At 58.6% G+C, this 18,481-nt stretch carries 15 protein-coding genes and 2 pseudogenes; 10 read left to right on the forward strand and 7 right to left on the reverse strand.

Annotation, left to right across the window (positions count from 1 at the left end; all coding sequences use genetic code 11):
• Positions 1-183: 183 nt before the first annotated feature.
• Together AC6I1V_RS05260 and AC6I1V_RS05265 are read left to right on the forward strand one after the other, a co-directional pair.
• Positions 184-978 carry an amino acid ABC transporter permease gene (locus AC6I1V_RS05260; protein WP_302554615.1) on the forward strand — a complete coding sequence of 265 codons (795 nt, stop codon included), beginning with the start codon at positions 184-186 and terminating at the stop codon, positions 976-978.
• The gene (locus AC6I1V_RS05265; RefSeq protein ID WP_302554614.1) at positions 959-1,711 is read left to right on the forward strand and encodes an amino acid ABC transporter ATP-binding protein; all 753 of its coding nucleotides are present in this window, start codon (positions 959-961) and stop codon (positions 1,709-1,711) included. The genes AC6I1V_RS05260 and AC6I1V_RS05265 overlap by 20 nt, the downstream gene beginning before the upstream one ends.
• A 730-nt stretch (positions 1,712-2,441) precedes the next feature.
• On the opposite strand, the gene AC6I1V_RS05270 is transcribed toward AC6I1V_RS05265, so the two are convergent.
• Positions 2,442-2,654 carry a heavy metal-binding domain-containing protein gene (locus AC6I1V_RS05270; protein WP_308770927.1) on the reverse strand — a complete coding sequence of 71 codons (213 nt, stop codon included), beginning with the start codon at positions 2,652-2,654 and terminating at the stop codon, positions 2,442-2,444.
• A 301-nt stretch (positions 2,655-2,955) separates the two neighbouring features.
• Between AC6I1V_RS05270 and AC6I1V_RS05275 the strand changes: the two genes are divergently transcribed.
• Entirely contained in the window at positions 2,956-4,194 is a 1,239-nt protein-coding gene (locus tag AC6I1V_RS05275) for a hypothetical protein (protein ID WP_486854369.1), read from the forward strand.
• Positions 4,191-4,823: a hypothetical protein gene (locus AC6I1V_RS05280; RefSeq protein WP_486854370.1), complete on the forward strand. Its 633-nt coding sequence runs from the start codon at positions 4,191-4,193 to the stop codon at positions 4,821-4,823. Before AC6I1V_RS05275 ends, AC6I1V_RS05280 begins: the two co-directional genes overlap by 4 nt.
• Positions 4,824-5,134: 311 nt before the next feature.
• On the opposite strand, the gene rho is transcribed toward AC6I1V_RS05280, so the two are convergent.
• The 4 genes from rho to AC6I1V_RS05300 form a co-directional block, all read right to left on the reverse strand.
• The gene (gene rho / locus AC6I1V_RS05285) at positions 5,135-6,385 is read right to left on the reverse strand and encodes a transcription termination factor Rho (protein ID WP_302554186.1); all 1,251 of its coding nucleotides are present in this window, start codon (positions 6,383-6,385) and stop codon (positions 5,135-5,137) included.
• An 808-nt stretch (positions 6,386-7,193) separates the two neighbouring features.
• Positions 7,194-7,589: a hypothetical protein gene (locus tag AC6I1V_RS05290; protein ID WP_497736921.1), complete on the reverse strand. Its 396-nt coding sequence runs from the start codon at positions 7,587-7,589 to the stop codon at positions 7,194-7,196.
• A 58-nt stretch (positions 7,590-7,647) separates the two neighbouring features.
• Complete coding sequence (locus AC6I1V_RS05295; protein WP_302554184.1) at positions 7,648-9,003, reverse strand: alanine/glycine:cation symporter family protein; 1,356 nt, start codon at positions 9,001-9,003, stop codon at positions 7,648-7,650.
• 520 nt (positions 9,004-9,523) lie between these two features.
• Complete coding sequence (locus tag AC6I1V_RS05300) at positions 9,524-11,239, reverse strand: amidohydrolase (protein ID WP_486854372.1); 1,716 nt, start codon at positions 11,237-11,239, stop codon at positions 9,524-9,526.
• Between the two features lie 281 nt (positions 11,240-11,520).
• Between AC6I1V_RS05300 and AC6I1V_RS05305 the strand changes: the two are divergent.
• Together AC6I1V_RS05305 and AC6I1V_RS05310 are read left to right on the forward strand one after the other, a co-directional pair.
• Positions 11,521-12,105 (forward strand): annotated as a pseudogene (locus AC6I1V_RS05305) (IS1595 family transposase); the annotation flags it as partial.
• 159 nt (positions 12,106-12,264) lie between these two features.
• Positions 12,265-12,348 (forward strand): annotated as a pseudogene (locus AC6I1V_RS05310) (IS1595 family transposase); the annotation flags it as partial.
• A 486-nt stretch (positions 12,349-12,834) separates the two neighbouring features.
• On the opposite strand, the gene AC6I1V_RS05315 reads toward AC6I1V_RS05310, so the two are convergent.
• Together AC6I1V_RS05315 and trpB are read right to left on the reverse strand one after the other, a co-directional pair.
• Complete coding sequence (locus AC6I1V_RS05315) at positions 12,835-13,071, reverse strand: hypothetical protein (protein ID WP_497736922.1); 237 nt, start codon at positions 13,069-13,071, stop codon at positions 12,835-12,837.
• A 326-nt stretch (positions 13,072-13,397) separates the two neighbouring features.
• Entirely contained in the window at positions 13,398-14,600 is a 1,203-nt protein-coding gene (gene trpB / locus AC6I1V_RS05320) for a tryptophan synthase subunit beta (protein ID WP_337432072.1), read from the reverse strand.
• Between the two features lie 308 nt (positions 14,601-14,908).
• Between trpB and AC6I1V_RS05325 the strand changes: the two genes are divergently transcribed.
• The 4 genes from AC6I1V_RS05325 (at position 14,909) to AC6I1V_RS05340 (ending at position 18,423) form a co-directional block, all read left to right on the forward strand.
• Positions 14,909-15,817, forward strand: a complete 909-nt coding sequence (locus tag AC6I1V_RS05325) for an EamA family transporter (RefSeq protein WP_302554515.1) — start codon at positions 14,909-14,911, stop codon at positions 15,815-15,817.
• A complete protein-coding gene (gluQRS, locus tag AC6I1V_RS05330) occupies positions 15,814-16,803 on the forward strand; it encodes a tRNA glutamyl-Q(34) synthetase GluQRS (protein WP_486854373.1) in 990 nt (329 codons plus the stop codon). Before AC6I1V_RS05325 ends, gluQRS begins: the two co-directional genes overlap by 4 nt.
• A 136-nt stretch (positions 16,804-16,939) precedes the next feature.
• A complete protein-coding gene (locus tag AC6I1V_RS05335) occupies positions 16,940-17,338 on the forward strand; it encodes a pancreas/duodenum homeobox protein 1 (RefSeq protein ID WP_302554517.1) in 399 nt (132 codons plus the stop codon).
• A 2-nt stretch (positions 17,339-17,340) separates the two neighbouring features.
• Complete coding sequence (locus AC6I1V_RS05340) at positions 17,341-18,423, forward strand: DUF1786 family protein (protein WP_486854374.1); 1,083 nt, start codon at positions 17,341-17,343, stop codon at positions 18,421-18,423.
• Positions 18,424-18,481 lie beyond the last annotated feature (58 nt).

Raw genomic sequence — 18,481 nt, forward strand, 5'->3', positions numbered from 1 at the left:
CTCCCACCCTTAACCATCCTGTTGCGATTCTATGCCGGCAGGGGAGCCCTCTCCCCTGCCGCCCGTTTGGTAAGGCCCCTGTTTTCGCGCGTCGCCCGGCGCGCCGCAACTTGCAAGGCCCACATCGCGGCGCACGCATCCCATGCGGCGTTTGCCGGAGCCTGACACATTGTAGGAATATTTATGAACAACGCTCCCAACATTCGCATTGAGGTTACGGAGGGCGCGCAGATCCCCGATCCGCGGGATCGCAGGCTCCTCAATGCTTGGACATTGGCGTTCTGCGTTGCCGTGGTGGCACTCGTCACCCTCTGCGCCACGCAGCCGGAACCCTATCTGGAAATCGTCAAATTCCTCCCCGACGGGCTGATCATCACGTTTGAGGTCACCGCCCTCTCCCTGCTCTGTACGCTGCCTATCGGGCTGCTCACGGGCCTCGGACGCCTGTCGCGCAATTCCGTCATCAACCTGATCGCGTCGACCTATGTGGAAATCATCCGCGGCGTACCGCTGCTCGTCCAGCTTTTTTACATTTATTACGCCCTCGGACGCATCATTCAGGTTCCGCCCATGGTGTCGGCGGTCATCGCCATCAGCTTCTGCTACGGCGCCTACATGGGCGAAGTCTTCCGCGCGGGCATCCTCTCCGTACCCAAGGGGCAGACGGAAGCGGCCCGTTCGCTCGGCTTCAACAGGTTCCAGACCATGACGCTCGTCATCCTTCCTCAGGCCATGCGCACCATCCTGCCGCCCATCGGCAACGAATGCATCGCCATGCTCAAGGACACCTCGCTGGTCTCCATCATCGCCGTGGCCGACCTGCTGCGCCGTGGCCGCGAATTCGCCTCGCAGACCTTCGACTATTTCGAGACCTATACGGTCATCGCCCTCGTATACCTCATCATCACCCTGCTGCTCTCCAAAGGCGTGAGCATGATGGAAGGGAGACTCACCTACTATGACCGCGACAGAAAGTAACGCAGCCCCCATCATCAGCATCCAGAACGTGTGGAAGTTCTTCGGGCAGCTCACCGCACTGCACGATGTCAGCTTCGACGTGCAGCCCGGCGAGCGCGTCGTGATCATCGGGCCTTCCGGTTCCGGCAAGTCGACGCTGCTGCGCTCCATCAACCGTCTGGAAGTCATCGACAAGGGCACCATCCTCGTCGAAGGGAACGACATCAACGCCCCTGAGAACGACATCAACAAGATCCGGCAGGATCTGGGCATGGTGTTCCAGAGCTTCAACCTGTTCCCGCACAAGACGGTGCTCCAGAACCTGACGATGGCGCCCATGAAGCTCCGCCATATTTCCAAGCATGAAGCCGAGGAGCGCGCGCTCCAACTGCTCAAGAAAGTGGGGCTGTCCGAAAAGGTCAACGTCTATCCGAGCATGCTTTCCGGCGGCCAGCAGCAGCGCGTCGCCATTGCCCGCGCGCTCGCCATGCAGCCCAACATCATGCTGTTCGACGAACCCACGTCGGCGCTCGATCCTGAAATGATCGGCGAAGTGCTTGACGTTATGGTCAAGCTCGCGCAGGAAGGCATGACGATGGTATGCGTCACCCATGAAATGGGCTTTGCCCGTGAAGTGGCCGACCGCATCGTCTTTATGGATCAGGGGCAAATCCTTGAAGTGGCTCCCCCTGCCAAGATCTTCTCGGATCCTGAGCATCCCCGCCTCCAGCAGTTCCTCAAGCAGATTCTGTAAGAAGATTGGAGGGGGGAAGGGGAACCTTTCTGGAGAAAGGTTCCCCTTCCCCCCTCCCAACCTCCCCCCTTCCCCTCCCAAGACTTTCGCGCTTATCGAATCCCTCTTCTCAGGTTTTCCGCTCATGGCTGGTTACGTTGCCGCACTGGGCCTATTGGGATGGCTTTGTACGGAATGCATTGGCGTATCCATATAACATGATGGATATACTGTATTTTTATATTTGGCTCTGACATGGCACATGGTTGTTTTGTCTCGGCAATATGCTGAAAAATATATGCTTTTTCTCCAATTTTCCGCTGGCGGGCTCCATGACTGGGGGATTTTATTGGTTATCCCTTTGGAATTTCAAGAGATAAAGCATTAACCGTTTTCTATGGCACAGCCTTATATTTTTTGGCTCTGTCATGGTATGTGGTTGTTCCATTACCACAACATGATGAAAAGTATAGCTTTTTTCTCCAGTTTTCCCCTTGGCTGAGCTCATGGATAAGACATTTTGCTGATTATCCCTTTGGAACCTCAAGAAAAAAAGCATCAGCCATTTTCTATGACGCAGCCAAACAAAAAAACGCAAGGGAGTTTCTCCTTGCGTGTACCAGCAATCAGCCGGTTCCCCAAAAGTGGAGGAAGAGCAAGTAAGGGATCACCTTACCGCTCTTCCTCCGTCCTTTTGTGGCTTGAGACGTTTCCGCTTTAGGCCGTTTTAAAAGCGATCCGTTCGCATACCTTACTTTGAGCAACCGCAGCCGCAGGAGGAAGTACCTTCGGGCTTGTCCGAGCGGCATCCGCCCTTTTTCCCATAAGTCACTTCGCCGGTTCCCATGTTGAAGCTGACTTCGACATCTTCGCCTTCGGGCGTGGTGACAACCGTGCTCTTGCTGGCCATGCAGTCAGGGGTCTGGCTCTTATTGTCTTTCGTATTGTTACAGCAGCATCCCATTGGCTTGCTCCCTTGAAGTAAAATGTGTCCGCGCCGTGCGCGTCGGGTGTCATTATCCTTGGCATTAAGTATCAGGATTGGTTCTCAAGAAGTCAACCCCCCAGGGCATGATTCTTTTTCATGCGATGCGAATCTTGCATACCGGCCTCTGCCGTGATCCAACCAGTTAGAAAGCGTGTACAATTGCTGGATCTCCCCCATCTGTACAGCTTCACAGAGCGGACAAAATGGGATATTCTGTAGTGAATATGATACCTGTACACAGCCCGTTTTGATCCGGGAAGAGACTCTGGAGGGTGGCATGAGCAAGCCGAACCGCTATCGGACAGATAAAGACGACGGCCACGAAACGGAACCGTCGCGTAAAGGACATCACGGGCTGGCCCTGTTGATTCTTGTCCTGCTCGCGGGAGTGGTGGTCTGGTTTTGGCTGGCCCGAGATCCGGAGGCGCGGGAAGAATTTTCCAACCGCATGGCCAGGCTGGGCGAATCGGCCATCAGCCTTGCCGCTGATCTGATGAACAAGACGGTGACACCGCCCTCCCCTCCTGATGTTGGGGCCGTCGCGGGAGACAGCCTGCCCGGTGCGCCGCCCAAATACCGTTCTCCCATTGAAACGCCAGCCGAGCTGGATGAAGCGCTTGCGGAGCAGAGGCCGGTACAGCCCGGCGGGGCCGAAGTACGCGGCCCCATAGCTCCCGGAGAGCAAATCCCCCCCGATGCGGGGCGCAAGGACGATCAGGTCGTGCGCATCGCCTTTATCGACGATTTGGCTTCTTGGCTCGTTTCCCACTATGTCCCCGCAGCGACTCCGGGCCGGGGCGGAAGGCTTTCTGCAAGCCTGCAGGGAGCGAATCTCCGTTACGGGATGGGGATGACCGGCCTCGCATGGATTGGCGACGACCTGCCCGCCGGGCGTGCCGCCGCACTGAACCACCTCTTCACGCCGGGCATGCTGGACGCTATTTACCGGCTGTACGTCGATCGCTTCATGGAAGCCGTAAACCGCAGCGCGGCGGCTCCCTTGCCGAGCGGCGAAACCCTCTCGCCCGCCCAGCGGAGCGAATGCTTCAAGCTGTACGCCCGGCAATTCCGCGGCGTTGCCGGTGCATTGCAGGCGCTCGCCTCCATGCCCGACTTCAACCGCCAGATGGAAAGCCTCAGCGCCGCGGCCCAGCGTGTCGTGGACACCAACGCCCAATATTCCGAATTGACCTTCGCCGCCGATGAAGCCCGTTCCAACGGCGAGCTGACCAGATATTCGACACTGCGCCAGCAGATGGCCGCCAAGGGCCAGCAGTACCAGCAGGCCGTCATCGCCCGCGAACAGGCCAAGGGCGCGTTCGTGCGGGCCCTCAAGCGGGCTCCTGAGGCCCGGTATCTGGATGATGACGCACTGCTCTTCATCGCCTCATGGATCGATAGGCGCACGCGCAATAACCCGGAGAAACTCGCGGCTGCCGGGCAGGCGGCGAACCTGTTCCGCGATCTGGCGGGGCACTTCGACGCTGCGGCCGCCGCCCAAGGAGCCTCGCAATGATTTTCCGCCGCTTCCGCTTCCTGCTCTTCCTTCCGCTGTTCCTGCTCGTGACGGCCCCCGCTCTGGCCCGCCAGACCCCGGAGACGGCCTTGAAGGAAATCCAGGCAGCCATCGACGCCGGCGATCTGGCGGCTTTTGAACGGCGCGTCGATGTGGACGCCCTGCTCGACCAAAGTTCCTCAGCCCTGATTGCGGCGCTGCAAAAAGCCGGAAAGGTCGATACGTCCGGCCTTCCCCCCATGTTGGCCCTGATGGTCGCCTCCGTGCAGGACCCGTCGATGGCGAAGCAGATCAAAGGATTGCTGGTTCAAGAAGCCGGAACATTCACCCGTTCGGGCATCGAGTCCGGCTTTTTCGCCGGAAAGCCCAAAGCCGACGCAAAACCCAAAGGCCTGCTTGCACCGCTTTTCAGCAATGTTTCCACAGGGCGCAAGGAGCTGCGTCCACGCGGCGCATCCCGCAAAGCCAACGGCAGCGTCATCCTTCCCGCAACCATCCATGATTTCGGCAATGGGCGCGACTACAAGGTCGATCTGGGCATGAGCCCTGCCGGAGAAAGCTGGAAGGTCACCAGCATCGCCAACATGGACAAGCTCGTCTCCCGCCTCCAGAAGGAGGCAGCGGAATAGCCGGCCCATTCAGGCAGCGATTGGAGCGCCTCAAAGGAAAAGGCTCTGTTATGGTATGTGGTTGCTCCATCTCCACAGTGCGGTGAAACATACAGCCTTTTTTCCGGTTTTCCCCTTGGCGGGATCCTCGGCTAAGGCATTTTTCCGGTTATCCCGTTGGAGTTTCAAGGAAAAAGGCATCGACCGTTTTCTATGACACAGCCCCAAAAAACGCCGTCCCTCCATGTGGGGGAACGGCGTTTTTCTTTTGAGGAAACAGCCAAGGAATCTGGGAACCTTCTCTTTTGGAAAAGCTTTTCCCGATTCCTTGCTTACTTGCTCATGGCGTTGATGAATTCGTCGTTCGACTTGGTGCCGCGCATCTTGTCGAGCAGGAATTCCATGCTGTCGATGGAAGACATGGGCGCAAGGATCTTGCGGAGGATCCAGACGCGCTTGAGCACGTCGTCGGGGAGAAGGAGATCTTCCTTGCGGGTTCCGGTGCGGTTGATGTCGATGGCCGGGAACACGCGCTTTTCGGCAAGGTGGCGATCAAGATAGATTTCCATATTGCCGGTGCCTTTGAATTCTTCAAAGATCACTTCGTCCATGCGGGAGCCGGTATCAATGAGCGCCGTGGCGATGATGGTCAGGCTGCCCCCGCCTTCAATGTTGCGGGCCGCGCCGAAGAAGCGTTTGGGCCGCTGGAGGGCATTGGCGTCCAAGCCGCCGGAAAGCACACGGCCGGATGAAGGCGTCACGGCGTTGTAGGCGCGTCCAAGGCGGGTGATCGAGTCAAGCAGGATGACCACGTCACGCTTGCGTTCGACAAGGCGCTTGGCCTTTTCGAGCACCATTTCGCAGACCTGGACATGGCGCTGCGGAGGTTCGTCGAATGTGGAGCTGATGACTTCGGCATTCTTGACCGTGCGCTCCATGTCCGTCACTTCTTCGGGACGTTCATCAATAAGCAGCACGATGAGGTACACTTCAGGGTGGTTCGCGTTGATGGAGTTGGCGATGCTCTGAAGCAGGATGGTCTTGCCCGTCCGGGGAGGCGCGACGATGACCCCGCGCTGGCCGCGTCCGATGGGCGACATGAGGTCGATGACCCGACAGGAAAGATTCTTTTCGCCGTTTTCCATGATCAGCTTGCGATCAGGATAAATGGGCGTGAGGTTGTCAAAAAGAACGACGTGGCGGGCGTTTTCCGGGGGTTCAAAGCCGATTTCCTTTACCTTGAGCAGGGCGAAGTAGCGTTCGCCTTCCTTGGGAGGCCGGATCTGCCCGGAAACCACATCACCCTTGCGCAGATAAAAGCGCCGGATCTGAGAGGGGGAAACATAAATATCGTCCGGGCCGGGCATATAGCTCGACAGTGGAGATCGCAAAAAACCGTAGCCGTCAGGCAGGATTTCCAGCACGCCATCGCCGTAAATGGCGCCGCTCCGGGACGCACAGGCCTGCAACATCGCAAAGATGAGTTCCTGCTTCCGCATGGAACTGGCGTTCTCGATCTCATACTTTTCCGCAAGCTCCATGAGCACGGACATGCTCATGTTCTTCAGCTCAGTAAGGCTCATCGTTGCGCCTTCCTGAACCTCCTCCGTGGCAACTTTCTTCTTCCGCATACGTTCCGATACTTGTTTTGGGAGTGAATGGAAGTCCGCCGACGTGTCGCCGGACGTTATGAGCCCTGCCGAACGGCAGGACGGCATATACGGCACAGCCGCATCAAACGCTGATTAATATAGGGAGGATAGTGTGTGATTGAAAAAGGCAGGCATGCGCCGGAAAGCGGCGCAGACGTTTTCCTAGCGTAACTTCTTTTTTTTGGCAAGGGGATGAGAATAGATTTAGCCATATTTTCCGGTTTCCGGCGTGCCCTTCTTCCCTTATCCCCTTCAGGGCCTTGGAAAGCAATGGCTGTGTCATAGAAAAAGACTAATGTTTTTTCCTTTGAAATTCCAAAGAGATAACTAACAAAATATTTTAGCTGCGGATTCCGCCAATGGGAAAACCGGATAAAAAAGCTGTATTTTCAGTGTGCTAAGGGCGTTGTTGGCCGGGGCGCTGTGCCTCTTCGTTAGCCGCCTCCCCGCCACAGGAAAGGAAGGCTGTGCCACAGAAAAAGGCTGATGTTTTTTTTCCTTGAACCTCCAAAGGAATAGCCAGCCAAATGCCTTACTGTGGATTCCGCCAAAGGGAAAACTGGAGAAAAAGCCTGTATGTTCACCGTGCGGTGGAGATGAAACAACCACATACCTTGCACAGCCAAAGCAATCTAAAAAGGCCGGACATGCCTCTAGCCTCATGGTGGGAATGGCAACAGTGCCGCCCTCCCGCCGCCACAGGAAAGGACGTTGTTGGCCGGGGCGCTGTACCTCTTCGTTAGCCGCCTCCCCGCCACAGGAAAGGAAGGCTGTGCCACAGAAAAAGGCTGATGTTTTTTTCCTTGAAGCTCCAAAGAAATAGCCAGCCAAATGCCTTGCTGTGGATTCCGCCAAGGGGAAAACTGGAGAAAAAGCCTGTATGTTCACCGTGCGGTGGAGAGAAACAACCACATACCATGACACAGCCAAAGCAATCTAAAAAGGCCGGACATGCCTCTAGCCTCATGGCGGGAATGGCAACAGTGCCGCCCTCCCGCCGCCACAGGAAAGGACGTTGTTGGCCGGGGCGCTGTACCTCTTCGTTAGCCGCCTCCCCGCCACAGGAAAGGAAGGCTGTGCCACAGAAAAAGGCCGATGCTTTTTTCCTTGAAGCTCCAAAGGAATAGCCAGCCAAATGCCTTGCTAAGGAAAGGGGCCTTTCGGCCCCTCCACGCTTCCGCCGGAAAGGCAGATCAGTGCTTGAAGATGGTATCCTTGGATTCGTCTTCCTTCACCAGCTTGAACAGCACCGGGCTGAGCAGCAGGATGGCGATCAAGTTCGGGATGGCCATGAGCGCGTTGCAGGTGTCCGCAAGCAGCCACACCACATCAAGCTGCGTGAGCACGCCCACCGGGATGGCGATGCAGTAGATGATCCGGAAAGGAACCTGCGCCTTGTCCCCGAAGAAATAGATGGAGCAGCGTTCGCCGTACACGCACCAGCCGAGGGCCGTGGTGAAGGCGAAAAAGGTCAGGCAGATCGTCACCGCGATGCCGCCGATGCCGGGAAGCGTCGTCTCGAAGGCGGCGGAGGTCATGGCGGCCCCGGTGAGGCCGGAAGTCCACTGGCCGGTCACGAGGATGGCGAAGCCGGTCATGGTGCACACGACGATCGTATCGATGAAGGTATCAAGCATGCCGATGGAAGCCTGCACCAGCGGGGAAACGCTGGTCGCGGCGGCGTGGGCCATAGGCGCGGTGCCAAGGCCGGCTTCATTGGAGAACACGCCGCGGGCCATGCCCATGCGGATAGCCATCATCACGGTCGCACCGGCAAAACCGCCTTCGGCGGCCGTAGGCGTGAACGCTTCGGCGACGACCCAAGCGAGGACGCGGGGAAGCTGATCAATATGCAGGACAATGACGATCAGGGAAATGACGACGTACACCACCGCCATGGCGGGCACGATCTTGCCGGCCACGGCCCCGATGCGCTTCACGCCGCCGATGAGCACGGCCCCGGCCAGCAGGAAGATGGCGACAGCGGTAAACCATGTCGGAACGGAGAGGTTGGCCTGCATGGCTTCACCAATGGAGTTGCCCTGCACCATGGCGCCCGTGCCGATACAGGCGACGATGCCGAACAGCGCGAAGCACGAGCCGAGCCACATCCACTTGGGCCCAAGCCCATTTTTGATGAAGTACATGGCGCCGCCCACCCAGTTCCCGGCAGGGGTCTTTTCGCGGAAATGCACGGAAAGGAGCACTTCGCTGAATTTGGTGGCCATACCCACAAGGGCGGTCACCCACATCCAGAACAGCGCACCGGGGCCGCCGATGTAAATAGCTGTCGACACGCCCACGATGTTGCCTGTCCCGATGTCGGCGGCCAATGCGGTCATCAGCGCGTTGAACGGGGAGATTTCGCCATGCTCGGACTGGTTGGAGCGGCCATCCCACAGATTTTTAAGCCCCCGGAAAAAATTACGGAATGTAAAAAATTTCAGGCCGACGGTCAGATACAGGCCGGTGCCGACCAGCAATACCAACATCCCCGGCCCCCAAACCACGTCGTTGACTGACTTCAGCCATGCCATGAAAGCTTCCATTTCTCCCCCTGATTAAGGATAAAACATTAGAAGGCACCGCTTCGCACGTCGTTCGCATTGCTGCTTATCAACGCAGGGCAGCATATTGTGCGCTGAAAACGGCGAAAGCAATCCGAAACGGGAGAAATGAAAAAGGATTCAGTAACTGTAAAAAGCACTACCGCCCATCTTCAGGCAACATTCGATTATGTTTCATTAAAGAAAAAAACTTCCCCAAAAGGTTCTTCCTCAAAACATAATTGCTTGTCATCTCTTGGCGATCCCAATACCGCCAATATATGACCCCTCTTCCACTCCCCCTGTGGGCTTTTTATCCATGCAAAGCCCTCTTTGCGTATTGTTAGTCAAAAAAAGATAGCAGTGCAAGGCTTTTTGCATGTGAAATTGTTCTTCTTCATCATCAATACAGAGATTGATTGCTCAATGAATAGAGATTGATTAAACAGTGAATACAGATTGGTTGAACAATGAATATAAAGTTGGTCAGGCAATAAACAGAGATTGGTTGAACAATGAATCTTCATTCTTTACCGGAATGGCTGAATAAAGCTGCCGCACGCTTATTGGCGAAGCTTTCGACATCCGAATACCACTGCTGAAAACGCTGAACCAGCTCCCGCCCCGCCGGGGTCAGCGAATAGCCGTCGCGTTTGGTTCCCGAAGCGTCCACAAGCGTCTCGCCCGCGATGCGTTCGGCCTTCTTTATCTTGCCCCACGCCCCACGGTAGGACATGCCGAGCTGCTTTGCGGCCTTGCTCAGCGATCCGAGCTCGTCGACGAGCTGGAGGAGCTCCACACGCCCCCTGCCGAAGCCTTCCCCATCCTCCCCCTCCAGCCAGAGCTGCACGTGGATGCCCTTGCGCCTTACGGCCTCATCCAAAAATTCCATGTTGTTCTCCGTCTCCGTTTCAGCGCCTTCCTGCCCCCCGCCCGCCATGCGCACGGCCAGCCGGGCCAGCAGCTCCAGCGCCCGCCCAAGGCACGTTTCATCAAAATCAAAGCGGTCGCTGTGATGCCCGGCCGCCCTGTCCGTCCCGACCTGCATGTAGGAAGCCAGCCCTCCTGAGGCTTGAACCCGGCTCATCAGGCAAGCGAAATCCTCCGTCGCCCCGAAACCGCCCATCGGGATGATCGCCTTCCAGCCGCCCATCGCTTCCGCAGCCGCAGCAATGACGCGGGCAAGCTCCGGGCTGCTCTCTCCCCCGGCGCTGTTCCCCACAGTCCGCCACTCGCAGGCGCAGCCCCACAGATCGGCGGAAGCGCGCAGGATACGCTCGGACTCGGCAACCATATAGGCGTCCAGTTCCGTGGTTTCCCCCCGCGTCTCCATGAACAGCCGCGCGGAGGCGGGGATGACGTTGCGGGCTTCCCCCCCTTCCAGCCTGCCCACGGCGATGCGGGTGCCGCCCTTGCCGTTCCGGGAAATGGCGTGCAGGCTGACCACAGCCGAACAGGCCGCAAGCAGGGCGTCCTTTCCTTCTTCCGGTGCGGCCCCCGCATGGGCGGGCACCCCGGAGAAAAAGACATCACGCTTGGTGGTGGCAAGAAATCCCTGCGTGCCGCATATCAATATGCCCGGCCCTTCGGCTTTGAAACCGATATGGAAACCGAACAGCGCATCCACGCCGTCCACGGCTCCGGCTTCCGCCATCGGAAGCGCCCCGCGCGCGCCTTCTTCGGCCGGCTGGAAGATCAGGCGGATCCGCCCCCGCAGGCGCCGCCGGATCGAAACAAGCACTTCAGCCAAGCCGAGCCCTACGGCGGCGTGCCCGTCGTGCCCGCACGCATGCATCAGGCCGGGCCAGCGTGATGCGAATCCCTCGCGCGCGGGCCTATGGCTCCCTTCCGCGCACTCGACGACCTCGTTGCAGTCCATATCGAACCGGAACGCCGTCACGGGGCCGGGGCCGCAGTCCAGATCCGCCCAGAATCCCGTATAGCCGTCCCCCATGCCCGCAACCAATCCGGCATCGGCTCCGTGCCCAAGCGCACGTTCCCGCGCCGCCTCAAGGACGGCGGGGGAAGGGACGCCCATCCTCCGGCCGGGGGCGCAAGCGGCTTCGCCCATGCGGATCGCATACCCAAGCCCATGCAGCCGCCTGATGATCAAAGCCGCCGTACGGAATTCAGTCCAGCCCGCTTCCGGGTGGGCATGGAAGTCGCGCCGCCACGCCGCCAGCTTTGGGAGCACGGCGGCAAGCGCATCTTGCAAAAAAGGCAAAGAGGAAACCGACATAGGCGCACCTCACCGGGGCTTTCCCGGCCCCGAAACGGTTACAGCAAAAATGATAATGGAATATCAGAGTGTTACGATAAAGGGAATAACCTGTCAATTTTTTCGGAGCCATATTCCGCATCCCCGGAGCGGTTCCCATCCCGGAAGGAAACGGCGCGTTTTACAAAAATATATACGCCAATCTCCTTGAAACCATGAAAACCTCCCTTGCTTTGAAGACGTTATTCATAGGGGCATGGCTGGCACAGAGTCTATAAAGTGGCTAAAAGCAAGTTATGGCAATGAAAAACAAGTACGCTTATCGTTCTAAAATTTCAGAGGCCAAAATCCGGCAAATCGTCCGACTTTTTGTCGTGGATTTGGACGCCTCGCAAATCGCTGCGGCAACGAATCTGAATAGAAATACTATCAATTGTTGCCTTGCCGCCTTCGAGGGAAAGAATCGCCCGCTATTGCGAGTCGGAATCCCCTGTCGGCGGCGAAGTTGAAGTGGATGAGAGCCGCTTCGGCGCACGCCGGGCCAAAGGCGTAAGGGGCCGAGGCGCCCACGGCAAAACCATTGTCTTTGGCCTGCTCAGGCGTAACGGACGCGGATACACTGAGAGCGTGCCAGGCTGCTCAAAACCCACTCTCCAGGGAATGATTCGTGACCGTGTGGAGCTTGAAGGCGTTATTCACTCTGATGGTTGGCGTGGCTACGATGGCTGGTAGATTTGAGCTATCGGAAGCACTTTCGTGTTGAGCATGGCAGCAATGAGTTTGCCAACAGGCATTCCCATATCAATAGAATACAAAGCTTTTGGGCCGTTGCCAAAACTCGGCTCGCCCGCTTCCTGAGCCTTCACAAGCATACCTTCTTTTTCCATTGGCTGTGTCATAGAAAATGATTGATGCTTTTTTCCTTGAAGTTCCAAAGGGATAACCGGCAAAATGCCTTAGCCCTGTATTCCGCCAAGAGAAAAACCGGAGAAAAAAGGCTGTATTTTCACCGCACTGATGAAGCAACCGCATATATGACAGAGCCTTTCCATTTGGAAGAATGCGGATTTCGCTTTAATCACCGCCATGAGAATATCTGCAAACTCATCCTCAAAATGCTCAGAGAAAATCTGAGTCATACCACTAAAGAAAAGCCCGGAAAACGGCATTTCCGGGCGAAATTCGATGCGGTTATAGAGCTTAACGCCTTGGAGGGGGCGGTCGGTGGCCTTTTGGGGGAAGAGGCGGGTGCTTGGGGGCAGGTGCAGGGCGGGGATGCCTGTGGCATCCGGTAATCAAGGAGGCGAAAAGTGTTATAAAAAATGCAATAAAGACACGTCGATTCATAACCTACCACCCCAGTTGATGTTATCAAAGGAAGCCCTATTTATGGGCATCCATTGGTCAGAACGATTAAGTCATGAAGCGATTCTGCCAGGGTTATGGCTGTTTTTATTGGCTCTGTCATAGTATACAGTTATTTCATTTCAGCATGATACTGAAATGGAGACGTTCCATTCAATTTTTCCGCTGACGGACTCCATGATTGGGGCATTTTATTGGTTATTCCTTTGAATTTCAAGAAAGCATCAACCGTTTCCTATGGCACAACCTTTTTATTGGATTTTATTCAAAAAAAGAACAAGATAAAGATAGTTGCGGCTTTTTGAGCAAGGCGGTTTCATAAAACATGGCTGTTTTATCTCCACAGCATGGTGGAAATACGGCCTTTTTCTCCAATCTTTCCGCTGGTGGGCTTCATGGCTGAGGCATTGTATTGATTGTCCTTTGGGAGCTTCAAGAAATAAAGCGGCAATCGTTTCCTGCGGCACGGTTTCAAAACCAAACGGCATCCCCTTCCAGCCGTAGCCCCCTCATCGGTCAGGGGCTCGATAAAGTTAAAGGCTCCGTTATAGTTTGTGGTTGTTTCATCTCCACAGTGCGGTGAAAATACAGCCTTTTTCTCCGGTTTTCCCCTTGGCGGGATTTACAGATAAGGCATTTTGCCGGTTATCCCTTTGGAACTTCAAGGAAAAAAGCATCAACCATTTTATAACACGGGCAAGTTAAAAGCCTTTGAAGGGGATGGCGTTGGGGGGGAAGAAGAGGAAGAAGAAACGCGTGGGGTGTTCCCCCTTCCTCAGAAAAGCTTCTCCCTTCAATTCATCCCAATCCCGCCCTACTTCGCGCTCTCTAGGAAAGCCTCCATCTGCTCAACGTCCTTGTCGCCGCGACCGGAGAGGCATACCAGCAGCGCGGCGTCCTTGGGCAGCGTGGGGGCCATTTTGACGGCCTGCGCCAGCGCATGGGAGGATTCGAGCGCGGGGATGATGCCCTCCGTGCGGGACAGCAGGAAAAACGCGTCCACGGCCTCCCTGTCAGTCACGCTGACGTACTCGGCGCGGCCTATATCCTTGAGATAGCTATGTTCGGGGCCGACGGAAGGATAGTCAAGCCCGGCGGAAATGGAGTACACCGCGCCCGGCTCGCCGTTCTCGTCCTTGATCATGTAGGAATGGAAGCCGTGCATCACGCCGGGCTCGCCCTTGCACAGGCTGGCGGCATGATCGCCGTAGGTCAGGCCGCGTCCGGCGGGCTCCACACCGATGAGGCGCACGTCCGCGTCGTCCACGAACCCGGCGAACAGGCCGATGGCATTGGAACCGCCGCCCACACAGGCAAAGGCCGCCACAGGCAGCTTCCCGCATTCGGCAAGCATCTGCTCCCGCGCCTCACGGCCGATGACGGACTGGAAATGGCGAACCATCGTGGGATAAGGATGCGGGCCGACCGCCGACCCAAGCACATAGAAGGTATCGGGGTTGGCAATCCACGCGGCGAGCGCCTCGTCCACTGCTTCCTTGAGCGTGCGCTGGCCCGAAAGCGCGGGCACGACCTTCGCGCCGAGCATCTCCATGCGGATGACGTTCAGGCGCTGGCGCTTCATGTCCTCGGCGCCCATGTAGACGGTGCATTCCAGCCCAAGCAGGGCCGCCGTCGCCGCCGTCGCCACGCCATGCTGCCCCGCGCCGGTCTCCGCCACGATCCGCTTCTTGCCCATCCGCTTCGCCAGCAGGCACTGGCCCAGCGTATTGTTGATCTTGTGCGCGCCGAGATGGTTCAAATCCTCACGCTTGAGGTAAATCTTGGCCCCGCCGAGGCGTTCGCTCAGATTGGCGCAGAAAAAGATGGGGTTCGGACGCCCGGTGTAGTGTTTGAAATAGTAATCCAGCTCATCCTTGAAAAAGGAATTGTCGCGATGCCGTTCAAAGGCTTCGGTCACTTCGTCAAGGCGCACCTTCAGCTCATCGGGGACAAACTGCCCGCCGTAGGCGCCGAAGAAACCGGTGGATTCGGAAGCGGAAGGGGAAGACGTATTCATGGCAGTTTCCTCATCTTAGGACGGGATACCACCACAAAAAACCGCGACCAGTATCCCGGCCGCGGTTGGATGTTTATGCTCTGTGGAGAAGACTCGACAACCCGGCACCCTTTAACAAGAGCGCCACCACCAGCGGGCGGAAAGAAGGTTGACGGGCTGAATGTTCATGGACGGCATGATGCCCAGATTCGTTTTTCATGTCAATACCATTTTCGCTTTTTTCTTTTCGTGAACAAAGACAACCGGTTTTCGTTTTTGCCGTTTTTCGGGGGTTGCAGTACGGCTGGCGACGGGATATTTTCCCGCGCATGTTGACGACACGGCAAAAACACATCGCGCAGGTATTGGGATGCCTCACTCTGGTTTATATCTCGTGGGGGTCTTGTTTCATTTCCATCAAATTCGCCATTGAGAGCTTCCCCCCGTTCATGATGTGCGGCCTGCGCATGATGTTTGCGGGCATGCTCCTGTATCTCTGGAGTTGGGCGCGCGGCGAACGCAACCTCCCAACCCGCAAGGATCTCTCCCAAAGTTTCGTCCTCGCGTTCTTCATGGTGTTTATGGCCAGCGGTTTCCTCGCCAAGGGGCAGGAATCCATTTCCTCCGGTACGGCGGCCATGATCCTCGGCGCGGTGCCCATCTGGATGGTGCTCGGCGGCTGGCTGTTCTGCGGCGATCCCCGGCCTTCGCTGGTGCAGTTCTTCGGGCTCGGAACCGGCTTTACGGGGCTTATCCTTCTCAGCGTCAATCAGACGGCCTCCGGCACGGACTCCGGGTGGGGCATACTGCTTGTGCTGTGCGCCGCCTTCGGCTGGGTGACGGGCTCGTTCCTCTCCAAGAAACAGGCCAGCGAAACCCGGCTTTCCGTCATACAGACGAGCGCCCTGCTGATGTTCATCGGCGGCCTGCAAAGCCTTGCAGGGGCCGCCGTGCTGGGCGAGTTTTCCACCTTCTCGATGGATTCCGTCACCCCGCTGAGCGCGGGGGCGCTGTTCTATCTGGTCATCTTTGGGGCGATCATCGCCTACACCTGCTATTTCTGGCTGCTGCTGCACACCCGCACCGTGGTCGCCATTTCCTACGAATACGTCAACCCGGTCATCGGCGTATTCCTCGGCTGGCTGCTCGCGGGCGAACAAGTGGACGGCGTCATCGTTACGGCCTGCTGCCTGACCGTCCTTTCCGTCTTCTTCATCGTTTCCCGAAAGCACGGATGAACGCCTCCCGTCCCGTCCGGGGCAGGCTCGCGCCGAGCCCCACCGGTTTCCTGCACCTCGGCAACGCATGGGCTTTCCTGCTCGCGTGGCTGGCCTGCCGGAGCAAAGGCGGTTCGCTCGTGCTGCGGATGGAGGACATCGATCCCGACCGCTCACGGGCCGGGTACGCCGACGCGATCATCCGCGATCTGCATTGGCTCGGACTGGATTGGGACGAAGGCCCCGATGTCGGGGGCCCGGCGGGGCCGTACGTCCAGAGCGCCCGCATGGGGCTGTATGCCGACGCCCTGAGCCGTCTGGACAAGGCCGGGCATACCTACCCTTGCTACTGTACCCGCAAGGAGCTGCGCACGCTGGCGGGCGCGCCCCATGTGGGGGACGCCGGGGCCGCCTACCCCGGAACCTGCCGCAACCTGTCCCCCGAACGCCGCGCCGGGCTGGAAGCCGCCGGGCGCCGCCCCTGCATCCGGCTCCGCTGCCCTTCACAAGGCTATGCTTTTGAGGATGCCGTATCCGGCCCTTTCAGCATGACGTTGGAAGCCTGCGGCGGCGATTTCGCCTTGCGGCGCTCAGACGGCGTCATCGCCTATCAGCTTGCCGTGGTCGTGGACGACGGGCTTATGGGCATTACGCAAGTCGTCCGGGGGGAAGACCTGCTCGTCTCCACGCCGCGCCAGCTCGCCCTGTTCGACCTGCTCGGCTATCCCCGCCCCGCCTATATGCACCTGCCCCTGCTCTGCGATCCCGAAGGCGAACGCCTCGCCAAGCGCCACGCAAGCCTCACGTTGGCCTCCCTGCGGGATGCGGGCGTTTCCCCCGCCGCCGTAGCCGGTTACCTCGGCTGGAAGGCGGGGCTGCTCGGCGCGCCCTCCCCCGTCCATCCCCGCGATCTCCTTCCGGCGTTCGATCCGGCCAGCCTGCGCTCCCTTCCCGGACGCGTCCTTATCGAGGCCGATCTTGCGGCCTCGCTCTCCGCCGCCTGCTGACGTGAAAACCCCTTTGTTGTCGCGCCGCAAGGTGCCCCTTGTTGCGTCTTGCGCCGATGGGTGCTACCTTCCAAACTGTTGTTTCGTCCGCACGTTGTGCGTTTCTCAGGCCCCCAACGCAAGGAAGGTTCCCTTCATGGCCGTATGTGACGTCTTTACCCCCGAATGTCTGAACGATCTTTTCCCTCAACAGCGAACCGACGATTTCTTTGATGCACTGTTCGGAGATGCGGAAGAAGGGGCCTATGATATCCGCCTCGCCATCGATCCCGAAGAAAGCGACGACGGCGAACTGCATTTTTACTTTGAACTCCACCAGCGCGCGGGGCGCTGCCTCGTATGCAGCCTGACCTACGGCCTGCCGCAGGTCTTCGAGCGCCACCCCATCATCAACCTCAAAGGCCTGGTCAGCGACATTGCGAGCCGCGCCGGATGGGAACTCGACGACGTGTGGTGGCGCATCGGCACCACGGAAAGCCTCTCCAGCGCGCTGCACCGCATCCCGCTGGTGCTTATCCAGAATAAAGGAAAATAGTCATGGCCGAACTTTCTCCCGCGTCCGCCGGGGATGCCGTTGCGCGTCTGCTGGCGGCCGCCGGGCCGATCCTGAGCCTCGACATCGGCAGCGGGACGCAGGATGCCCTGCTGGCCCTGCCCGGCGAACGGGCCGAAAACTGGCCCCGCTTCGTCCTGCCCTCCCCTGCGCTCGGCATCGCCGGCCGCATCCGCCGCCACACGGCCGCCGGACGCCCCGTCTGGCTGTACGGGCACAACATGGGCGGCGGTTTCGCCGTCGCGGTTCAGGAACAAGCGGCAGCCGGGCTCGCCCCCGCCGCTTCGCCTGATGCGGCCCTCGCCCTGCATGACAATCCCGAACGCGTGAAGGCGCAGGGCGTCTCCATTACCCCGTCCTGCCCCAAAGGATACGCCGCCGTCCCGCTGGCCGACTACGAACCCGGCTTCTGGGACGGCCTCCTCAGCGCCGCCGGGCTTCCCAAGCCCTCCCTCGTCGTCGCCGCCGCACAGGATCACGGGCACCATCCCGAAGGCAACCGCGTCGGGCGCTTCAACCTCTGGCGCGCCCTGCTCACCGAAACGCAGGGCGATCCCGCCCGCTGGCTGTACGACACGCCCCCCGCCCCCTGCACCCGGCTCAGCGCCCTCCGGCAATGCACGGGCGGGCCTGTGGCGGATACCGCCGCGGCAGCCGTCCTCGGCGCGCTCGCCGCGCCGGAAGTCGCCAAGCGCAGCCAGCGCCAAGGCGTTACGGTGGTCAACGTGGGCAACAGCCATGTTGCGGCGTTCCTCGTCTTCAAGGGGCGTATCCTCGGCGTTTACGAGCACCACACCGGGATGCTGGACACCGACGCCCTGCTGTTCGATCTCAAGGAATTCGGTTTCGGCTGGCTTCCCGACGAACAGGTACGCGCCAAAGGCGGGCACGGCTGCGCGTTTCTCGCTCCCCTGCCTCCTGAAGCGGAAGGCTTTGCCCCGACCTTCGCGGTCGGGCCGCGCCGCGGGATGCTGCTGGGGCACGCCCAATTCATCGCCCCGCACGGCGATATGATGATTGCGGGCTGCCACGGGTTGCTGCACGGCCTTGCGCTGCGGGAGGCATAATGGTTTGCATTGGGGAGAAGGAGAACCTTCCTGCCAGAAAAGGTTCTCCTCCCCTTCT

Source organism: Bilophila sp. T19-St14, assembly GCF_059728385.1.